The following is a 13834-nucleotide window of genomic DNA, read 5'->3' as shown; positions in this document are numbered from 1 at the left end:
GGTTGTTCGGCACAGGCCGAAACACGACATCAGGAAAGGAACCGACGGTGCGCGAAAGCAGCAACCCGGTATTCCGCTCATTGCCCAAGGGGCAGCAGCAGGGCGGATACGCGCAGTTCGGTACCGCAGCCGCCGGCTACGGCGCGCAGGCGGTACAGGCCGACCCGTACACGACGCAGTACCCGGATCAGCGTCAGACGGGTGTTTCCCGTCCGCTGACCATCGATGACGTCGTCACCCGCACCGGTATCACCCTGGCCGTGGTCACGGCGGTCGGTGTCCTGTCCTACTTCCTGGTGGCGCAGAACATCGGCCTGATGATGCCGTTCACGCTCATCGGCGGCCTCGGCGGCTTCGCGCTGGTGATGATCGCGACGTTCGGACGCAAGCAGGACAACCCGGCCATCGTGCTGTCGTACGCGGCGCTCGAGGGGCTGTTCCTGGGCGCGGCATCCTTCCTGTTCGCCAACCTGGTCTCCAGCGGCGGCCCCGGCATGATCGCCCAGGCGGTCTTCGGCACAGTCGGCGTGTTCGCCGGCATGCTGGTCGTCTACAGGACGGGCGCCATCCGCGTCACCCCGAAGTTCACCCGCATGCTGGTCGCCGCCCTGTTCGGCGTGATGGCCATCGCGCTGCTCAACTTGGTGCTCGCGCTGTTCGGCGTCGGCGGCGGTGAGGGCTTCGGCCTGCGCAGCGGCGGCCCGCTGGCGATCATCTTCTCGCTGGTCTGCATCGGTCTCGCGGCGTTCATGTTCCTGATCGACTTCGACTCGGCCGACCAGATGATCCGCGCTGGTGCGCCGGAAAAGGCGGCGTGGGGCATCGCGCTGGGTCTGACCGTCACCCTGGTGTGGCTCTACCTCGAGATCCTGCGGCTGTTGAGTTACTTCAACAACGACTAGTCATCGCACCGAGAAGGGCGCTCACCGAAAGGTGGGCGCCCTTTTTGGTTGGCGTGAGGCGCCGCGAAGGTGCTGCCTCGGCAGCGAAACGCGCCGCGCCGCGACAGTGACTTCACTCTCGCGGCGCGGCACGGCCGCAAAACTACGAGAGGCGCTCCACGACCATCGCCATGCCCTGCCCTCCGCCGACGCACATCGTCTCGATGCCGAAGGTCTTGTCGTGCGTGGCGAGGTTGTTCAGCAGCGTGGCGGTGATCCGGGCGCCCGTCATGCCGAACGGATGCCCGAGCGCGATAGCGCCACCGGAGACGTTGAGCTTGTCCTCGTCCATGCCGAGCTCGCGTGCCGAGCCCAGCACCTGCACTGCGAACGCCTCGTTGATCTCGTACAGGTCGATGTCGGAGATCGACATCTTCGCGCTGGCCAGCGCCTTGCGCACGGCCTCGATCGGGCCGAGGCCCATGATCTCCGGCGACAGACCCGACACGCCGGTCGACACGATGCGCGCCAGCGGGGTCAGCCCCAGCTCCTTGGCCTTGGTGTCGCTCATGATGACGACCGCGGCCGCGCCGTCGTTCAGCGGGCAGGCATTACCCGCGGTGATCGTGCCGTTGGGCCGGAACACCGGCTTCAGCTGGCTGACGGCCTCGTAGGTGGTGCCGGCCCGCGGGCCGTCGTCGGTGGTGACGACGGTGCCGTCGGGCAGCGTGACCGGGGTGATCTCGCGCTCGAAGAAGCCGCTCTTGATGGCTTCCTCGGCGCGGTTCTGCGACCGCACGCCCCAGTGGTCCTGGTCCTCACGGCTGATCCCGGTGAACAGTGCGACGTTCTCCGCCGTCTGGCCCATCGCGATGTACACGTCGGGCAGCAGGCCGTCCTCGCGGGGATCGTGCCACTCGGAGGCGCCTGCGGCAGCCTGCTCGGTGCGGGCCATCGCGTCGGCGTACAGCTCGTTCTTCGAGTCCGGCCAGCCGTCAGAGGTGCCCTTGAGGAAGCGCGACACCGTCTCAACACCGGCGGAGATGAATGCGTCACCCTCCCCGGCCTTGATCGCGTGGAACGCCATCCGCGTGGTCTGCAACGACGACGAGCAGTACCGGTTGACCGTGGTGCCGGGCAGGAAGTCGTAGCCCAGCTGCACCGCCACGGTGCGGCCGATGTTGAATCCCGCCTCACCGCCGGGCTGGCCGCAGCCCAGCATCAGGTCGTCGATCTCGCGGGGGTCCAGCGCCGGAACCTTGTCGAGAACGGCCTTGACCATCTGGGCGGCCAGGTCGTCGGGACGCATCGAGACCAGCGAGCCTTTGTTGGCCCGGCCGATGGGGGAGCGGGCGGTGGCGACGATGACGGCTTCGGGCATGAGGACTCCTCGGTAGACAGCGAGAACGTGTCTGTGAACCTAGCTCGCAGCCACGACGATCGGCGCGGGCACCCCGGTGGAGCGGCGCCACAGCCGCCCGAGGTTGCCGATCCGCGACAGCAGCGAGCCCTCACCCGAGCGGGATTCCAGAGCCGCTTCAGCGGGTTCGCTGCCGACGAACTCACCCAGCGCGGCACACAGCGCGGGCAGCAGCTGCTGGGCGGCCAAGGAGTAACCCGCGGCCGATGGATGGAACATGTCCTGTGAGAACAGCTCGTCCGGCGCCTTGTAGAAATGCGGTGCCAGCAGATCGGAGAACGGCACCGGCACGCCGCCTGCGGCCCGGACCTCACCGGCCTGAGCGCGCGCCAACCGCAGCCCACGGCTGCGCGCCACCCAGCGCAGGGGCTGCGGAATCGCCTTGATCACACCGAAATCGGGGCACGTACCGACGACGACGACCGCGCCGCTGCTGCGGAGCCGCGCTACGGCGCGGCCCAGCCGCCGCGCCGACGGCCCGACGCCGTTGGGGGCGGTGATGTCGTTGGCGCCGATCATGATCACCGCCGCGTCCGGCGGCGGACCGGCGACGAACATCGCATCGATCTGACCGGACAGTCCCTTCGACGTCGCGCCGACGATCGCCTTGGTGCTGAGTCGGATGCGCTTACCCGACTCCTTCGCCAGGCCGCGGGCCAGCAGCACGCCCGGCACCTCGTCGGCGGTCCGACATCCGTAGCCGGTGGCGGTGGAGTCGCCGAAGATCATCAGGTGCAGGTCGAACGGCACGCCGCGGTACCAGCGCGTCACCGGCCCACCGTCGGGGAGGTAGACGCCGTCGGCGCGGGGTGGGATGTCCCAGGATTTGGGGATGACGCGGCGGGCCTGATCGGCCTGTCCGGTCAGCAGGTTGCGGGCGCCGACGTAGACCGATCCGGTGGACGCCAGCGTTGCGACCGCCGCCAGCGCGACGGTCGACCGGCGGACGTGAGGAGCACGGCGGCTGAAGCCCACGAGAGCGAGTTTAGGTGGCCGATCGGCGGGCGAGCGGGAGGGCGACGGAATCCGCGGTCACGGTGCGGTATCAACTCCGGTATCAATCGCGTTTAAACGATTGTGATAATGGTTACAGGTGTCAAGCTAAGTAACGAGCTTGTCTGAGTATCTTGGCTGATCCCGTACTACAACGGCGTAGGAAGTGGTGGCGATGACGGCACCGAGCAAGGTCCCCAGTACTGCCCATCTGGGTGTCCGGCCAGGTCGAGGGCACAAACCGCGCCGTTTCCCGGTCAGCGACGGGGCGCCGGTCGAGGTCGTCGAGGACGGCCCGAGCATCGCAGGACGCGTCATGGGTCTGGCCGCGAGGGCGACCATCAAGCCGTTCCTCTCCGTTGGCAGCTACGCCCCCAAGCTGCCGTGGCCCTGGGGGCTGGTGGACTTCGCGGCCCGCGTCATCCGCCCGGTCCCCGGCACGGTCCGCGCGACGATCGCGCTGCCCCACTGCACGGCACAGCTGGTGCGGGCCGCAGGTGTCCTGCCCGCGGACGGCAAGCGCAGCGTCGTCCTCTACATGCACGGCGGTGCGTTCCTGACGTGCGGCGTGCACACCCACGGCCGCCTGGTCACCGCACTGTCGCGATACGCCGATGCCCCCGTCCTCGTCGTCAACTACCGGATGATCCCCAAGCACTCGGTGGGCACCGCGCTCGACGACTGCTTCGACGCCTACCGCTGGCTGCGCGAGACGGGCTACGAGCCCGACCAGATCGTCCTCGCCGGCGACTCCGCGGGCGGTTACCTCGCGCTCTCGCTCGCCGAGCGTCTGCAGTTCGACGGTTTCGAGGGATACACCGAGACGCCCGCGGCCGTCGTCACGATGTCGCCGCTGTTCGAGATCGACAACGAGGGACGTGCCGAGCACCCCAACATCCGCAGCGATGTCATGTTCCCGCCCAAGGCTTTTCACGCGCTCATCGAGCTGATCGAGCAGGCCGGAGCGAAACGGGTCGTGAACGGCAAGCCCGAGGAGATCTACGAACCGCTCGATCACATCGAGCCGGGCCTGCCCCGCACCCTGATCCACGTCTCCGGGTCGGAGGTCCTGCTCAGTGACGCGCGCAAAGCGGCGCGTCTGCTCGCCGCCTCCGGGGTGCCGGTGGAGGTGCGCATCTGGCCCGGCCAGATGCATGTCTTCCAACTCGGCTCGCCTGCCGTTCCCGAGGCCAACCGGTCGATCAAGCAGATCGGCGAGTACATCCGAGAGGCCACCTGGTAGTCCCCTGACGGGCCTGAGACGATGGACGCATGCGCATCGCCCGGCACGTCAGTGAGCTCATCGGCAACACCCCTCTGGTTCAACTGAACTCGGTGGTTCCCCCCGGGTCGGGCACGGTGGCGGCCAAGGTCGAGTACCTCAACCCGGGCGGTAGCTCGAAAGACCGCATCGCGGTCAAGATGATCGACGCAGCCGAGGCCAGCGGCCAGCTCAAGCCGGGCGGCACCATCGTCGAGCCGACGTCCGGCAACACCGGGGTCGGTCTGGCGCTGGTGGCTCAGCAGCGCGGTTACAAATGCATCTTCGTCTGCCCGGACAAGGTCAGCGAGGACAAGCAGAACGTGCTGCGGGCCTATGGCGCCGAGGTCGTGGTGTGCCCGACAGCCGTGGCACCCGACGACCCCGACAGCTACTACAGCGTGTCCAACCGGCTGGTGACCGAGATCGACGGGGCGTGGAAGCCCGACCAGTACTCCAACCCGATGGGCCCCGAGAGCCACTACGAGTCGACCGGGCCGGAGATCTGGGCCGACACCGACGGCAAGATCACCCACTTCGTGGCCGGCGTGGGTACCGGCGGAACCATCACCGGTGCCGGCCGCTACCTCAAAGAGATCAGCGACGGCCGGGTCAAGGTCGTCGGCGTGGACCCGGAGGGTTCGGTGTATTCGGGCGGGACCGGGCGGCCGTATCTGGTGGAGGGTGTCGGCGAGGATTTCTGGCCGACGGCCTATGACCCCGCGGTGCCCGACGAGATCATCGCCGTGTCGGATGCCGACTCGTTCGAGATGACCAGGCGGCTGGCGCGCGAGGAAGCGCTTCTGGTCGGTGGGTCGTGCGGGATGGCCGCCTACGCGGCGATCCAGGTGGCCGAGCGGGAGGGGCCTGACGCCCTGGTCGTCGTGCTGCTGCCCGACGGCGGCCGCGGTTACCTGTCGAAGATCTTCAACGACGGCTGGATGTCCTCCTACGGGTTCCTGCGCAGCAGGCTCGACGGTTCGGTCTCGGAGTCGACGGTGGGTGACGTGCTGCGCGGCAAGTCCGGGGCGCTGCCGGACCTGGTGCACACCCATCCCGCGGAGACGGTCCGCGATGCGATCGGCATCCTGCGGGAGTACGGCGTGTCCCAGATGCCAGTGGTCGGTGCCGAGCCCCCGGTGATGGCGGGCGAGGTGGCAGGCAGTGTCTCCGAACGCGAGCTGCTCTCGGCCGTGTTCGAGGGCCGCGCCAAGCTCGCCGACGCCGTCAGCCAACACATGAGCCCGGCGTTGCCGTTGATCGGTGCTGGCGAACTGGTGAGTACGGCGGCCAAGACGCTGCGCGAGTGCGATGCGGTGATGGTGGTCGAAGAGGGCAAGCCGGTCGGTGTGCTGACCCGGCATGACCTGCTCGGTTACCTCTCCGACAGCAGCACGCGCCGCTGACCTCACAGCGGGTAAAACCGCTGCTCGCAGCCTTCTCTCAGGTATGGTGATCTCGCTTGCTGCCAGCTAAGAAACAGACTGGAAGGCGCCATGAGCGATCAACCGCCGGGGTCTCGACTGTCCCCGCCTCGAGTCGGCGATTCGCCGTTCTCGCGGTACGCGGGATCGGTTGTGGCGCGGCCTGATCCCCGATCGTGCTGGGTGCCCGCTCGATGGCCTGTGACAGCGGGGCGTCCGCTGTTGACGGGCTCGCCGACGGAATCAGTTGTCAGCCAGGGTTTTTCGGCGCATCATCGGTGGTCATCTGCGCGCTCTCGTCCATGTCGTAACACCATGTCGCTCCACCCAACTGAGCCGAGGAGGAAGATACGATGACTGACAACCCGGGTGGATACCCGCCCCCTGGTGGATACCCGCCCCCTGGCGGCCAGCCGACCCCCCAGGGCGGCTACACCCCGCCGCCCCCGCCCGGTGGCTATCCGCCTCCGCCGCAAGGCAATTACCCGCCCGGCGGCTTTCCTCCTCAGCAACAGGGCTACCCGCAGGCGGCGCCCGCGCTGCCCAAGGATGCATACACGTCGTGGTTGACGCGCGTTGCCGCGTGGTTCATCGACTACATCCCGGTGTTCATCATCGTCGGGCTGGGACAGGGCATCGCGATCCTCACCGGTGACAACAACTGCGAGAACATCAACGGCGGATACGCCTGTACGTCGAGCTACTCCGTCGTCGGCACGCTCGTGTCGTTCCTGGCGTCGGTGCTCACCCTCGCCTACGTGGTGTGGAACTACGGTTACCGCCAGGGCACGACGGGCTCGAGCATCGGCAAGTCGGTGATGAAGTTCAAGGTCGTCAGCGAGAAGACGTTTCAGCCCATCGGTTTCGGGCTGTCCGTGGTTCGCCAGCTGGCTCACTTCGTGGACGCGATCATCTGCTACATCGGCTACCTGTTCCCGCTGTGGGATGCCAAGCGGCAGACGCTCGCCGACAAGATCATGACCACGGTGTGTGTCCCGGCCACCCCGCAGGGGCAGCACGGGCAGCAGCCGACGCACCACTACTGAAGCCTTGGGGTCCGGCGTCGGCGCAGCTGCGCCGACGCCGGTCGCCGAGCCAGGTGCCGGGTGCCGAGCGATACGGCTGGCAGCGCTACCGTTGCAGCATGAGCGAGCACCGCAGCGCATCCGAGCATTTCCGGGCACTGGGACCGGCCACCAAAGCCATCCACGCCGGCTACCGGCCCGACCCCGCCACCGGCGTGGTCAACACCCCGATCTATGCCAGCTCGACGTTCGCCCAGGACGGTGTCGGAGGGCTGCGCGGCGGCTTCGAGTACGCGCGGACAGGGAATCCGACCCGCGCCGCGCTGGAGTCCGCCCTGGCCGCGGTCGAATCCGCGACCTACGCCCGCGCGTTCAGTTCGGGCATGGCCGCCACCGATTGCGCGCTGCGCGCCATCCTGCGGCCGGGGGATCACCTCGTCATCCCCGACGATGCCTACGGCGGCACGTTCCGGCTCATCGACAAGGTGTTCGCGCAGTGGGGAATCAGCTACACCGCGGCCGCACTCGGTGATCTGGACAAGGTGCGCGCCGCCGTCACCGATCGCACGAAGCTGATCTGGGTCGAGACGCCGACCAACCCGCTGCTGTCGATCGCCGACATCGCCGGCATCGCGTCGCTGGCCGCGGAACGCGGCGTGAAAGTGTTGGTGGACAACACCTTCGCCTCACCCGCACTGCAGCAGCCGGTGCCGCTCGGCGCCGACATCGTGCTGCACTCGACCACCAAGTACATCGGCGGGCACTCCGATGTGGTCGGCGGCGCGCTGGTCACCAATGACGAGGCTCTCGACGACGCATTCGCTTTCCTCCAGAACGGGGCCGGCGCGGTGCCGGGCCCGTTCGATGCGTACCTCACGATGCGCGGGCTCAAGACGCTGCCGCTGCGGATGCAGCGCCACAGCGAGAATGCCGCTGCCATCGCCGAATTCCTCGCCGGGCATCCCGCAGTGGAGACCGTTCTCTACCCGGGGCTGGCAGATCATCCCCACCACGACGTGGCCGCCAAGCAGATGAGCGGGTTCGGCGGAATGGTGTCGGCGCGCCTGAAGGGTGGGCCGCAGGCCGCGCGCGATTTCTGCGCGCGCACCGACATCTTCATCCTGGCCGAGTCGCTCGGCGGGGTGGAGTCGTTGATCGAGTACCCGGGGGCGATGACGCATGCCTCGACGGCCGGCTCGCAGCTCGAGGTGCCCGATGACCTGGTGCGCCTGTCGGTCGGCATCGAAGACATCGCAGATCTGCTCGGCGACGTCGAGCAGGCTCTCGCTTAGGTCAGCTCCGCCAAGGCCTGGCGCACAGCCGACGCGGTGACCGCCAGGTTGACCTCGGCCAGCCCCGTCGGCGACTCGTCGAGCCAACTGCCGCTGGCGATTTCACCAGCTCTGGCGTGCACCCAACGCCAGCCGCGGTCGTTGAGACTGAGCAGCGCGCCGAGCCCGTCGGCGGCGTGCAACACCGTGATCGTCGCCGCGGTGGCCGCGCTCGGCGGTCTGCGCTCGAACAGTGCCGCCATCAGCGCATCGCGGGTCGGACCGACGCGGCGGCGATCGGTCAGCGACGTGCTCGCGCGCCGTCGCAGCGCGCCCGAGCGCCCGGTCACGCGACGGATCTGGCCGGTTCGCTCCAGGTGCTCGGCCAGCAGGCGTTCCGCGGACCGGCCCACCACCTTGATCGCCTGGCCGGGTCGCCGCGGGGCCCTGCGTACATAGTCCAGTGCCTTCGCCGTCAGCGGATCGACGGGGCCGGCCGCGTCGAGCGCGATCAGATGCCCCGGCGGGGCCGGTTCACCGTCGACCGTCGGGCGCACCCGGCAGGCGTATGCCATGTCCAGCAGGGTGGCCGCGGCCAGCGCGTGAGCCCGCCTCGGCTCGTCGAGACCGGGTTCGCCGGACGCGTTGTCGACCAGGAGCAGAAACAGCTCTTCAGCGATCTGCGCCACGCCGGTCAGCCGTGATAAGGCTCCGCGGAGACCAGCGTGACCTTCACGGTGTTGCCGTTGGGCACGGTGTAGGTCCGCGTCTCGCCTTCCTTGGCGTCGAGCAGCGCGCCGCCGAGCGGAGAGTTCGGGGAGTACACCTCGAGCTTGCCGTCGGTGACGCCCTCTTGACGGGTCCCGATGAGAAACGTCTCGGTGTCGCTCTCGTCATCGTCGTAGTAGACCTTGACGACCGAACCGGGCAGCGCGACGCCGGACTGCTTCGGTGCTTCGCCGACCTTGGCGGTGTTGAGCAACTCCTGCAGCTGGCGGATCCGGGCTTCCTGCTGACCCTGCTCCTCGCGAGCGGCGTGGTAGCCGCCGTTCTCACGCAGATCGCCTTCTTCGCGGCGGTCGTTGATCTCGGCCGCGATGACGGGGCGGTTGGCGATCAGCTGGTCGAGTTCGGCCTTGAGCCGGTCGAACGCCTCTTCGGTCAGCCAGGTGACCTGGGTGTCAGTCATGTCGGCGCGCTCCTGTCGTCGTCGCTTTCAGCGCTGTGTGCGTGAAAAGTTCTCGGGCACGGTGCTGGGGCGGTGCTGAGGCACCAATGTGTATCAGCGTGTATTGCCACAACCGCCGTCGTCGTAACGGCGCTCAAATGCAGCAATACACGGCTCCAGCAGGAACCGTGTACTGGCCCATGATAGCACCGGGCGGCTACCCGATTTTCATGTTTTCGCAGTCCGCGGTTGGTTGCGCAGTGTCCGATCGCAAGCCCGGACGGTGGTCGGTCTACCCGCTGACCAGGTAGGACGGCACGTCGGTGCCGCACCCGTACACGTCCCCGACAACCGCCGGCCGAGACGTCGTCACGGTCGTCCTGACCTGCACGGTTTCCGCCGTCGACGGTGGAACCAGGAGCTCGCGGCGGCCCACTTCGTCACCGTCGTAGGAGCGGGCCCGCACGATGCACACCACCGGCCGGGACGGATCGTCGCGGGTGATGCTCGCCGTCACCTCCACCGTGCGGTCGTCGACGACGCGGTACCCGCCCAGCTCGCCTTTCACCTCCGGGGAGCCCAGCCGGTTGAACGCCACCGCGGCGATCGCGACACCGAGCGCGACCACCGCGACGAACAAGCCGATGACGAGCCAGCGACGGGTGCGCCGACTGCGCTGCGGGGTGCCGTATCGGTCCAGGGGCCTGTCGATCATCTCGTTTTGCATGCCCGTCGTTCGGATACGTGTACTAGGACTGGAACTATAGGACGTGTCGGTTCTGTTGAACCTGACCGTGAGTGTCCATCCAGGTGAGCAGCTAAGAGGGAACTGTTGAGCGAACTGCGGTTGATGGCCGTGCACGCGCACCCCGACGACGAGTCAAGCAAGGGTGCGGCGACGATGGCCCGCTACGTCGACGAGGGCGTACGGGTGATGGTGGTGACGCTGACAGGCGGGGAGCGCGGCGACATCCTGAACCCGGCGATGGATCTGCCCGAGGTGCACGGCCGGATAGACGAGATCCGCCGCGAGGAGATGGCCAAGGCGGCCGCGATCCTCGGCGTCGAGCACCAGTGGCTGGGCTTCGTCGACTCGGGTCTGCCTGAAGGTGATCCCCTGCCGCCGCTGCCGGAGGGCTGCTTCGCGCTGGAGCCGCTCGAGGTGCCCACCGAGGCGCTGGTCCGGGTGATCCGCGACTTCAAGCCCCACGTCATGACCACCTATGACGAGACCGGCGGCTACCCGCACCCCGACCACATCATGTGCCACAAGGTGTCGGTCGCGGCGTACGAGGCGGCTGCCGACTACCTGCTCTACCCCGACGCCGGCGACCCATGGGCGACCCACAAGCTCTACTACAACCACGGTTTCCTGCGGCAGCGCATGCAGGTGCTGCAGGACGAGTTCGCCAGGAACGGCCAGGAGGGTCCGTTCGCGAAGTGGCTCGAGAGTTGGGATCCGGAGATCGACCTGGCCGACAAGCGGGTCACCACGCGCATCGAATGCGCGAAGTACTTTCCTCAGCGCGACGAGGCGCTGCTCGCGCACGCCACCCAGATCGACCCGAAGAGCTTCTTCTTCACGACCCCGATGGAGTGGCAGCAGCGGTTGTGGCCGACCGAGGAGTTCGAGCTCGCCCGGTCCCGCGTCCCGGTGTCGCTGCCCGAGACCGACCTGTTCACCGGCATCGAGGGACGGAACTGAGCTGATGATGACCGCGCTGGCCGTCGACATCCTGGCCCAGAACCCGCCGCAGCAGAGCGGACCCGACTTCGGTAAAGCGAGTCCGTTCGGCCTCATCGTGATCGTGCTGCTGCTCATCGCCGTCTTCGGGCTGGTGTGGTCGATGAATCGGCACCTGAAGAAGGTGCCGGCCTCGTTCGACACCGACGCCGACGGCACCGAGGGTGGTGTCGACACGGGTGCCCCGGACGCCGATCCCGACCTGGCCGCGGGCAACCCGGCCGATCCGGTGGCGCGTCGTGAGCCCGACGCCGGGCCGTAACACCCTCGGGGCGGCGCTGAGCCCCTATCTGCGCCAGCACGCCGACAATCCGGTGCACTGGCGGCAGTGGAGTGCCGAGGCGCTGGCCGAGGCCGCCGCCCGCGATGTGCCCATCCTGCTGTCGATCGGATACGCGGCGTGCCACTGGTGCCACGTGATGGCCCACGAGTCGTTCGCTGACGACGAGGTGGCCGCGGTGGCCAACGCCGGATTCGTCTGCATCAAGGTGGACCGCGAGGAGCGCCCCGATCTCGACGCGGTGTACATGGCCGCCACGGTGGCCCTCACCGGGCAGGGCGGTTGGCCGATGACGTGCTTCCTGACCCCCAACGGCCAACCGTTCTTCTGCGGCACCTATTACCCGAAAACGACGTTCCTGCAATTGCTCTCGGCCGTGAGCGAGACATGGCGTCATCGGCGCGCCGAGGTGGAGCAGGCGTCGCAGCACATCACCGGCGAACTGCAGACGATGACCACCGGCCTGCCCGGGGGCGCCCCGGTGACCGCGGAGCTGTGCGACGGCGCGGTCGAGGCGGTGCTCGCCGACGAGGACACGGCGCACGGCGGGTTCGGTGGGGCGCCGAAATTCCCGCCGTCGGTTCTGCTGGAAGCGCTGCTCCGCCACCACGAACGCACCGGCACGGACGCGGCGCCCGCAGCGGTGGCCCGCGCGTGTGAGGCGATGGCGCGCGGCGGCCTCTACGACCAGCTCGCCGGCGGCTTCGCCCGCTACAGCGTGGACGAGGCGTGGGTGGTGCCGCATTTCGAGAAGATGCTCTACGACAATGCGTTGCTGCTGCGAGTCTATGCGCACTGGGCGCGGCTCTCCGGTGATCCTCTGGCGCGCAGGGTGACTCGCGAGACCGCGATGTTCATGCTCGACGATCTGCGCCGCGATGGCCTGTTCGTCTCGTCGCTGGATGCCGACGCCGCGGGACGGGAGGGATCGACGTATGTGTGGACTCCCGCGCAGCTGCGCGACGCACTCGGTGACGACTCGGACTGGGCCGCAGCGCTTTTCGTCGTGACCGACGACGGCACCTTCGGGGACGGTGCGTCGGTGCTGCAGCTGCGCGCGGAGCCGACCGATGCGGCGCGGTTCGATGCCGTGCGGAAGACCTTGCGCGCGGTGCGCGCTGAAAGGCCGCAACCCGAGCGTGACGACAAGGTCGTCACCGCGTGGAACGGGCTGGCTATCACGGCACTGTGCGAGGCGGGCGTCGCGCTGGCCGAACCCGAGCTGATCGACGCGGCCGCGTCCTGCGCGGACGCCCTGCTGGATTTGCACGTGCGCGACGGCCGGCTGCGCCGCACCAGCCTCGGTGGTGTCGTCGGCCCCAGCGCGGCCATCCTCGACGACCACGCGGCCCTCGCCACCGGCCTGCTCACGCTGCACCAGGTCAGCGGGGCGCAACGCTGGCTCGACGCCGCCACCGAAATGCTCGACGTCGCGCTGGACCACTTCGCCGATCCAGACCGCCCGGGCCGCTTCTACGACGTCGCCGACGACGCAGAGCAGTTGCTGATGAGGCCCGCCGATCCGTTCGACGGGGCTACGCCGTCGGGGGCGTCGTCGATGGCGGAGGCGCTGATGTTGGCCGCGCACCTCGCTCCCGCCGACAGGGCGAACCGCTACGGCGACGCGTTCGACACCACGCTCGCGACGGCCGCGCCGCTGCTGGCGCGGGCGCCCCGGTCGGCCGGACACTGGCTCGCGGTCGCCGAGGCGGCGGTGCGTGGTCCGATCCAGATCGCGGTGTCGTGCGTCGACCCGGCGACGTCGGATCTGCTGCGGGCCGCCCGCGCGCTGGCGCCAGGGGGAGCGATCGTCGTGGGCGGGCCGGTCGATACGTCGGAACTGCTGCGGGACCGGCCGCAGATGGGCGGCATCGACGACCCCGAGGATGCCGCCTACGTGTGTCGCGGGCGGATGTGCGATCTGCCGGTTCGCACGGCCGGCGAACTCGCTGCCGCGCTGAAGCCGTCCGTGTAGCGTTGCGGCTCATGAGCTTCGAGCCCGATGTCCTGCACGGTTTCGTCCAGCGCTACCTCGACACGGTCGCCACCGGCACTGCCGAGGACGTCGCCGCGCTCTACGCCGAGGACGCCACTCTGGAAGACCCGGTCGGGTGCGGGGAAGTGCACATCGGCCGACAGGCGATCGCCGGGTTCTACAAGGGAATGGAAGGCGATCACGACATCACCACCGAGCTGCTGACGTTCCGCGCCGGTGGGCACGAGGCCGCGTTCATGTTCGCGATCAACGTCGGCGGCGCGATGCGCATCGAACCCATCGAGGTCATGGTGTTCGACGGCGACGGCAAGATCACGTCGATGAAGGCCTACTGGAGCCAGGAGAACATCACCCCGCTGTAGGGGGCCACA

14 protein-coding genes are annotated in these 13834 nt (G+C 68.5%); 9 read left to right on the top strand and 5 right to left on the bottom strand.

Annotation, left to right across the window (positions count from 1 at the left end; translation table 11 throughout):
• The first annotated feature begins 47 nt into the window (after positions 1–47).
• Positions 48–902 (top strand): Bax inhibitor-1/YccA family protein, encoded by an 855-nt coding sequence (locus tag ACZY1G_RS06540; protein WP_463815415.1) that lies wholly within the window; start codon positions 48–50, stop codon positions 900–902.
• A 142-nt stretch (positions 903–1044) separates the two neighbouring features.
• Here ACZY1G_RS06540 and ACZY1G_RS06535 read toward each other — a convergent pair whose 3' ends face one another.
• Together ACZY1G_RS06535 and ACZY1G_RS06530 are read right to left on the bottom strand one after the other, a co-directional pair.
• Positions 1045–2262, bottom strand: a complete 1218-nt coding sequence (locus ACZY1G_RS06535; protein WP_463815416.1) for an acetyl-CoA C-acetyltransferase — start codon at positions 2260–2262, stop codon at positions 1045–1047.
• A gap of 39 nt (positions 2263–2301) precedes the next feature.
• Entirely contained in the window at positions 2302–3276 is a 975-nt protein-coding gene (locus tag ACZY1G_RS06530; RefSeq protein WP_463815418.1) for an SGNH/GDSL hydrolase family protein, read from the bottom strand.
• A 193-nt stretch (positions 3277–3469) separates the two neighbouring features.
• On the opposite strand from ACZY1G_RS06530, the gene ACZY1G_RS06525 reads away from it, so the two are divergent.
• From ACZY1G_RS06525 to ACZY1G_RS06510, 4 genes are all read left to right on the top strand, one after another.
• Positions 3470–4537: an alpha/beta hydrolase gene (locus tag ACZY1G_RS06525; protein ID WP_463815419.1), complete on the top strand. Its 1068-nt coding sequence runs from the start codon at positions 3470–3472 to the stop codon at positions 4535–4537.
• Positions 4538–4566: 29 nt separating this feature from the next.
• Positions 4567–5961, top strand: coding sequence for a cystathionine beta-synthase (locus ACZY1G_RS06520; RefSeq protein WP_463815420.1), 1395 nt, complete (start codon positions 4567–4569; stop codon positions 5959–5961).
• Positions 5962–6332: 371 nt separating this feature from the next.
• Positions 6333–7025 carry an RDD family protein gene (locus ACZY1G_RS06515; protein ID WP_463821927.1) on the top strand — a complete coding sequence of 231 codons (693 nt, stop codon included), beginning with the start codon at positions 6333–6335 and terminating at the stop codon, positions 7023–7025.
• A gap of 98 nt (positions 7026–7123) precedes the next feature.
• Positions 7124–8296, top strand: coding sequence for a cystathionine gamma-synthase (locus tag ACZY1G_RS06510; protein WP_463821926.1), 1173 nt, complete (start codon positions 7124–7126; stop codon positions 8294–8296).
• Here the strand turns inward: ACZY1G_RS06510 and ACZY1G_RS06505 are convergent.
• The 3 genes from ACZY1G_RS06505 to ACZY1G_RS06495 all read right to left on the bottom strand — a co-directional run bounded on the left by ACZY1G_RS06505 (position 8293) and on the right by ACZY1G_RS06495 (position 10158).
• A complete protein-coding gene (locus ACZY1G_RS06505; protein ID WP_463815423.1) occupies positions 8293–8964 on the bottom strand; it encodes a GOLPH3/VPS74 family protein in 672 nt (223 codons plus the stop codon). The two genes, ACZY1G_RS06510 and ACZY1G_RS06505, sit on opposite strands and share 4 nt — an antisense overlap.
• Before the next feature lie 5 nt (positions 8965–8969).
• A complete protein-coding gene (greA, locus tag ACZY1G_RS06500; RefSeq protein WP_463815424.1) occupies positions 8970–9464 on the bottom strand; it encodes a transcription elongation factor GreA in 495 nt (164 codons plus the stop codon).
• A 271-nt stretch (positions 9465–9735) separates the two neighbouring features.
• A complete protein-coding gene (locus ACZY1G_RS06495; protein WP_463821925.1) occupies positions 9736–10158 on the bottom strand; it encodes a DUF4307 domain-containing protein in 423 nt (140 codons plus the stop codon).
• Positions 10159–10275: 117 nt separating this feature from the next.
• On the opposite strand from ACZY1G_RS06495, the gene mca reads away from it, so the two are divergent.
• The 4 genes from mca to ACZY1G_RS06475 are packed head-to-tail and all read left to right on the top strand — an operon-like array spanning position 10276 to position 13825.
• A complete protein-coding gene (mca, locus tag ACZY1G_RS06490) occupies positions 10276–11148 on the top strand; it encodes a mycothiol conjugate amidase Mca (RefSeq protein WP_463815426.1) in 873 nt (290 codons plus the stop codon).
• 7 nt (positions 11149–11155) lie between these two features.
• Positions 11156–11449: a hypothetical protein gene (locus tag ACZY1G_RS06485; protein WP_463815817.1), complete on the top strand. Its 294-nt coding sequence runs from the start codon at positions 11156–11158 to the stop codon at positions 11447–11449.
• On the top strand, positions 11427–13442 hold the full coding sequence (locus ACZY1G_RS06480; protein ID WP_463821924.1) for a thioredoxin domain-containing protein: 2016 nt from the start codon (positions 11427–11429) through the stop codon (positions 13440–13442). The genes ACZY1G_RS06485 and ACZY1G_RS06480 overlap by 23 nt, the downstream gene beginning before the upstream one ends.
• 11 nt (positions 13443–13453) lie before the next feature.
• A complete protein-coding gene (locus tag ACZY1G_RS06475; RefSeq protein ID WP_463815428.1) occupies positions 13454–13825 on the top strand; it encodes a nuclear transport factor 2 family protein in 372 nt (123 codons plus the stop codon).
• Positions 13826–13834: the final 9 nt, after the last annotated feature.

Source organism: Mycobacterium sp. IDUB_5 (genome assembly GCF_055419565.1).
This window is presented reverse-complemented; position numbering and strand designations above follow the sequence as displayed.

Excerpts from the sequence above, each read along its gene's own strand:
- ACZY1G_RS06520 (WP_463815420.1), top strand. The coding sequence starts at position 4,567 with ATGCGCATCGCCCGGCACGTCAGTGAGCTCATCGGCAACACCCCTCTG.
- greA (WP_463815424.1), bottom strand. The coding sequence starts at position 9,464 with ATGACTGACACCCAGGTCACCTGGCTGACCGAAGAGGCGTTCGACCGG.
- ACZY1G_RS06510 (WP_463821926.1), top strand. The coding sequence starts at position 7,124 with ATGAGCGAGCACCGCAGCGCATCCGAGCATTTCCGGGCACTGGGACCG.
- ACZY1G_RS06525 (WP_463815419.1), top strand. The coding sequence starts at position 3,470 with ATGACGGCACCGAGCAAGGTCCCCAGTACTGCCCATCTGGGTGTCCGG.
- ACZY1G_RS06475 (WP_463815428.1), top strand. The coding sequence starts at position 13,454 with ATGAGCTTCGAGCCCGATGTCCTGCACGGTTTCGTCCAGCGCTACCTC.
- ACZY1G_RS06485 (WP_463815817.1), top strand. The coding sequence starts at position 11,156 with ATGACCGCGCTGGCCGTCGACATCCTGGCCCAGAACCCGCCGCAGCAG.
- ACZY1G_RS06535 (WP_463815416.1), bottom strand. The coding sequence starts at position 2,262 with ATGCCCGAAGCCGTCATCGTCGCCACCGCCCGCTCCCCCATCGGCCGG.
- ACZY1G_RS06515 (WP_463821927.1), top strand. The coding sequence starts at position 6,333 with ATGACTGACAACCCGGGTGGATACCCGCCCCCTGGTGGATACCCGCCC.
- ACZY1G_RS06495 (WP_463821925.1), bottom strand. The coding sequence starts at position 10,158 with ATGATCGACAGGCCCCTGGACCGATACGGCACCCCGCAGCGCAGTCGG.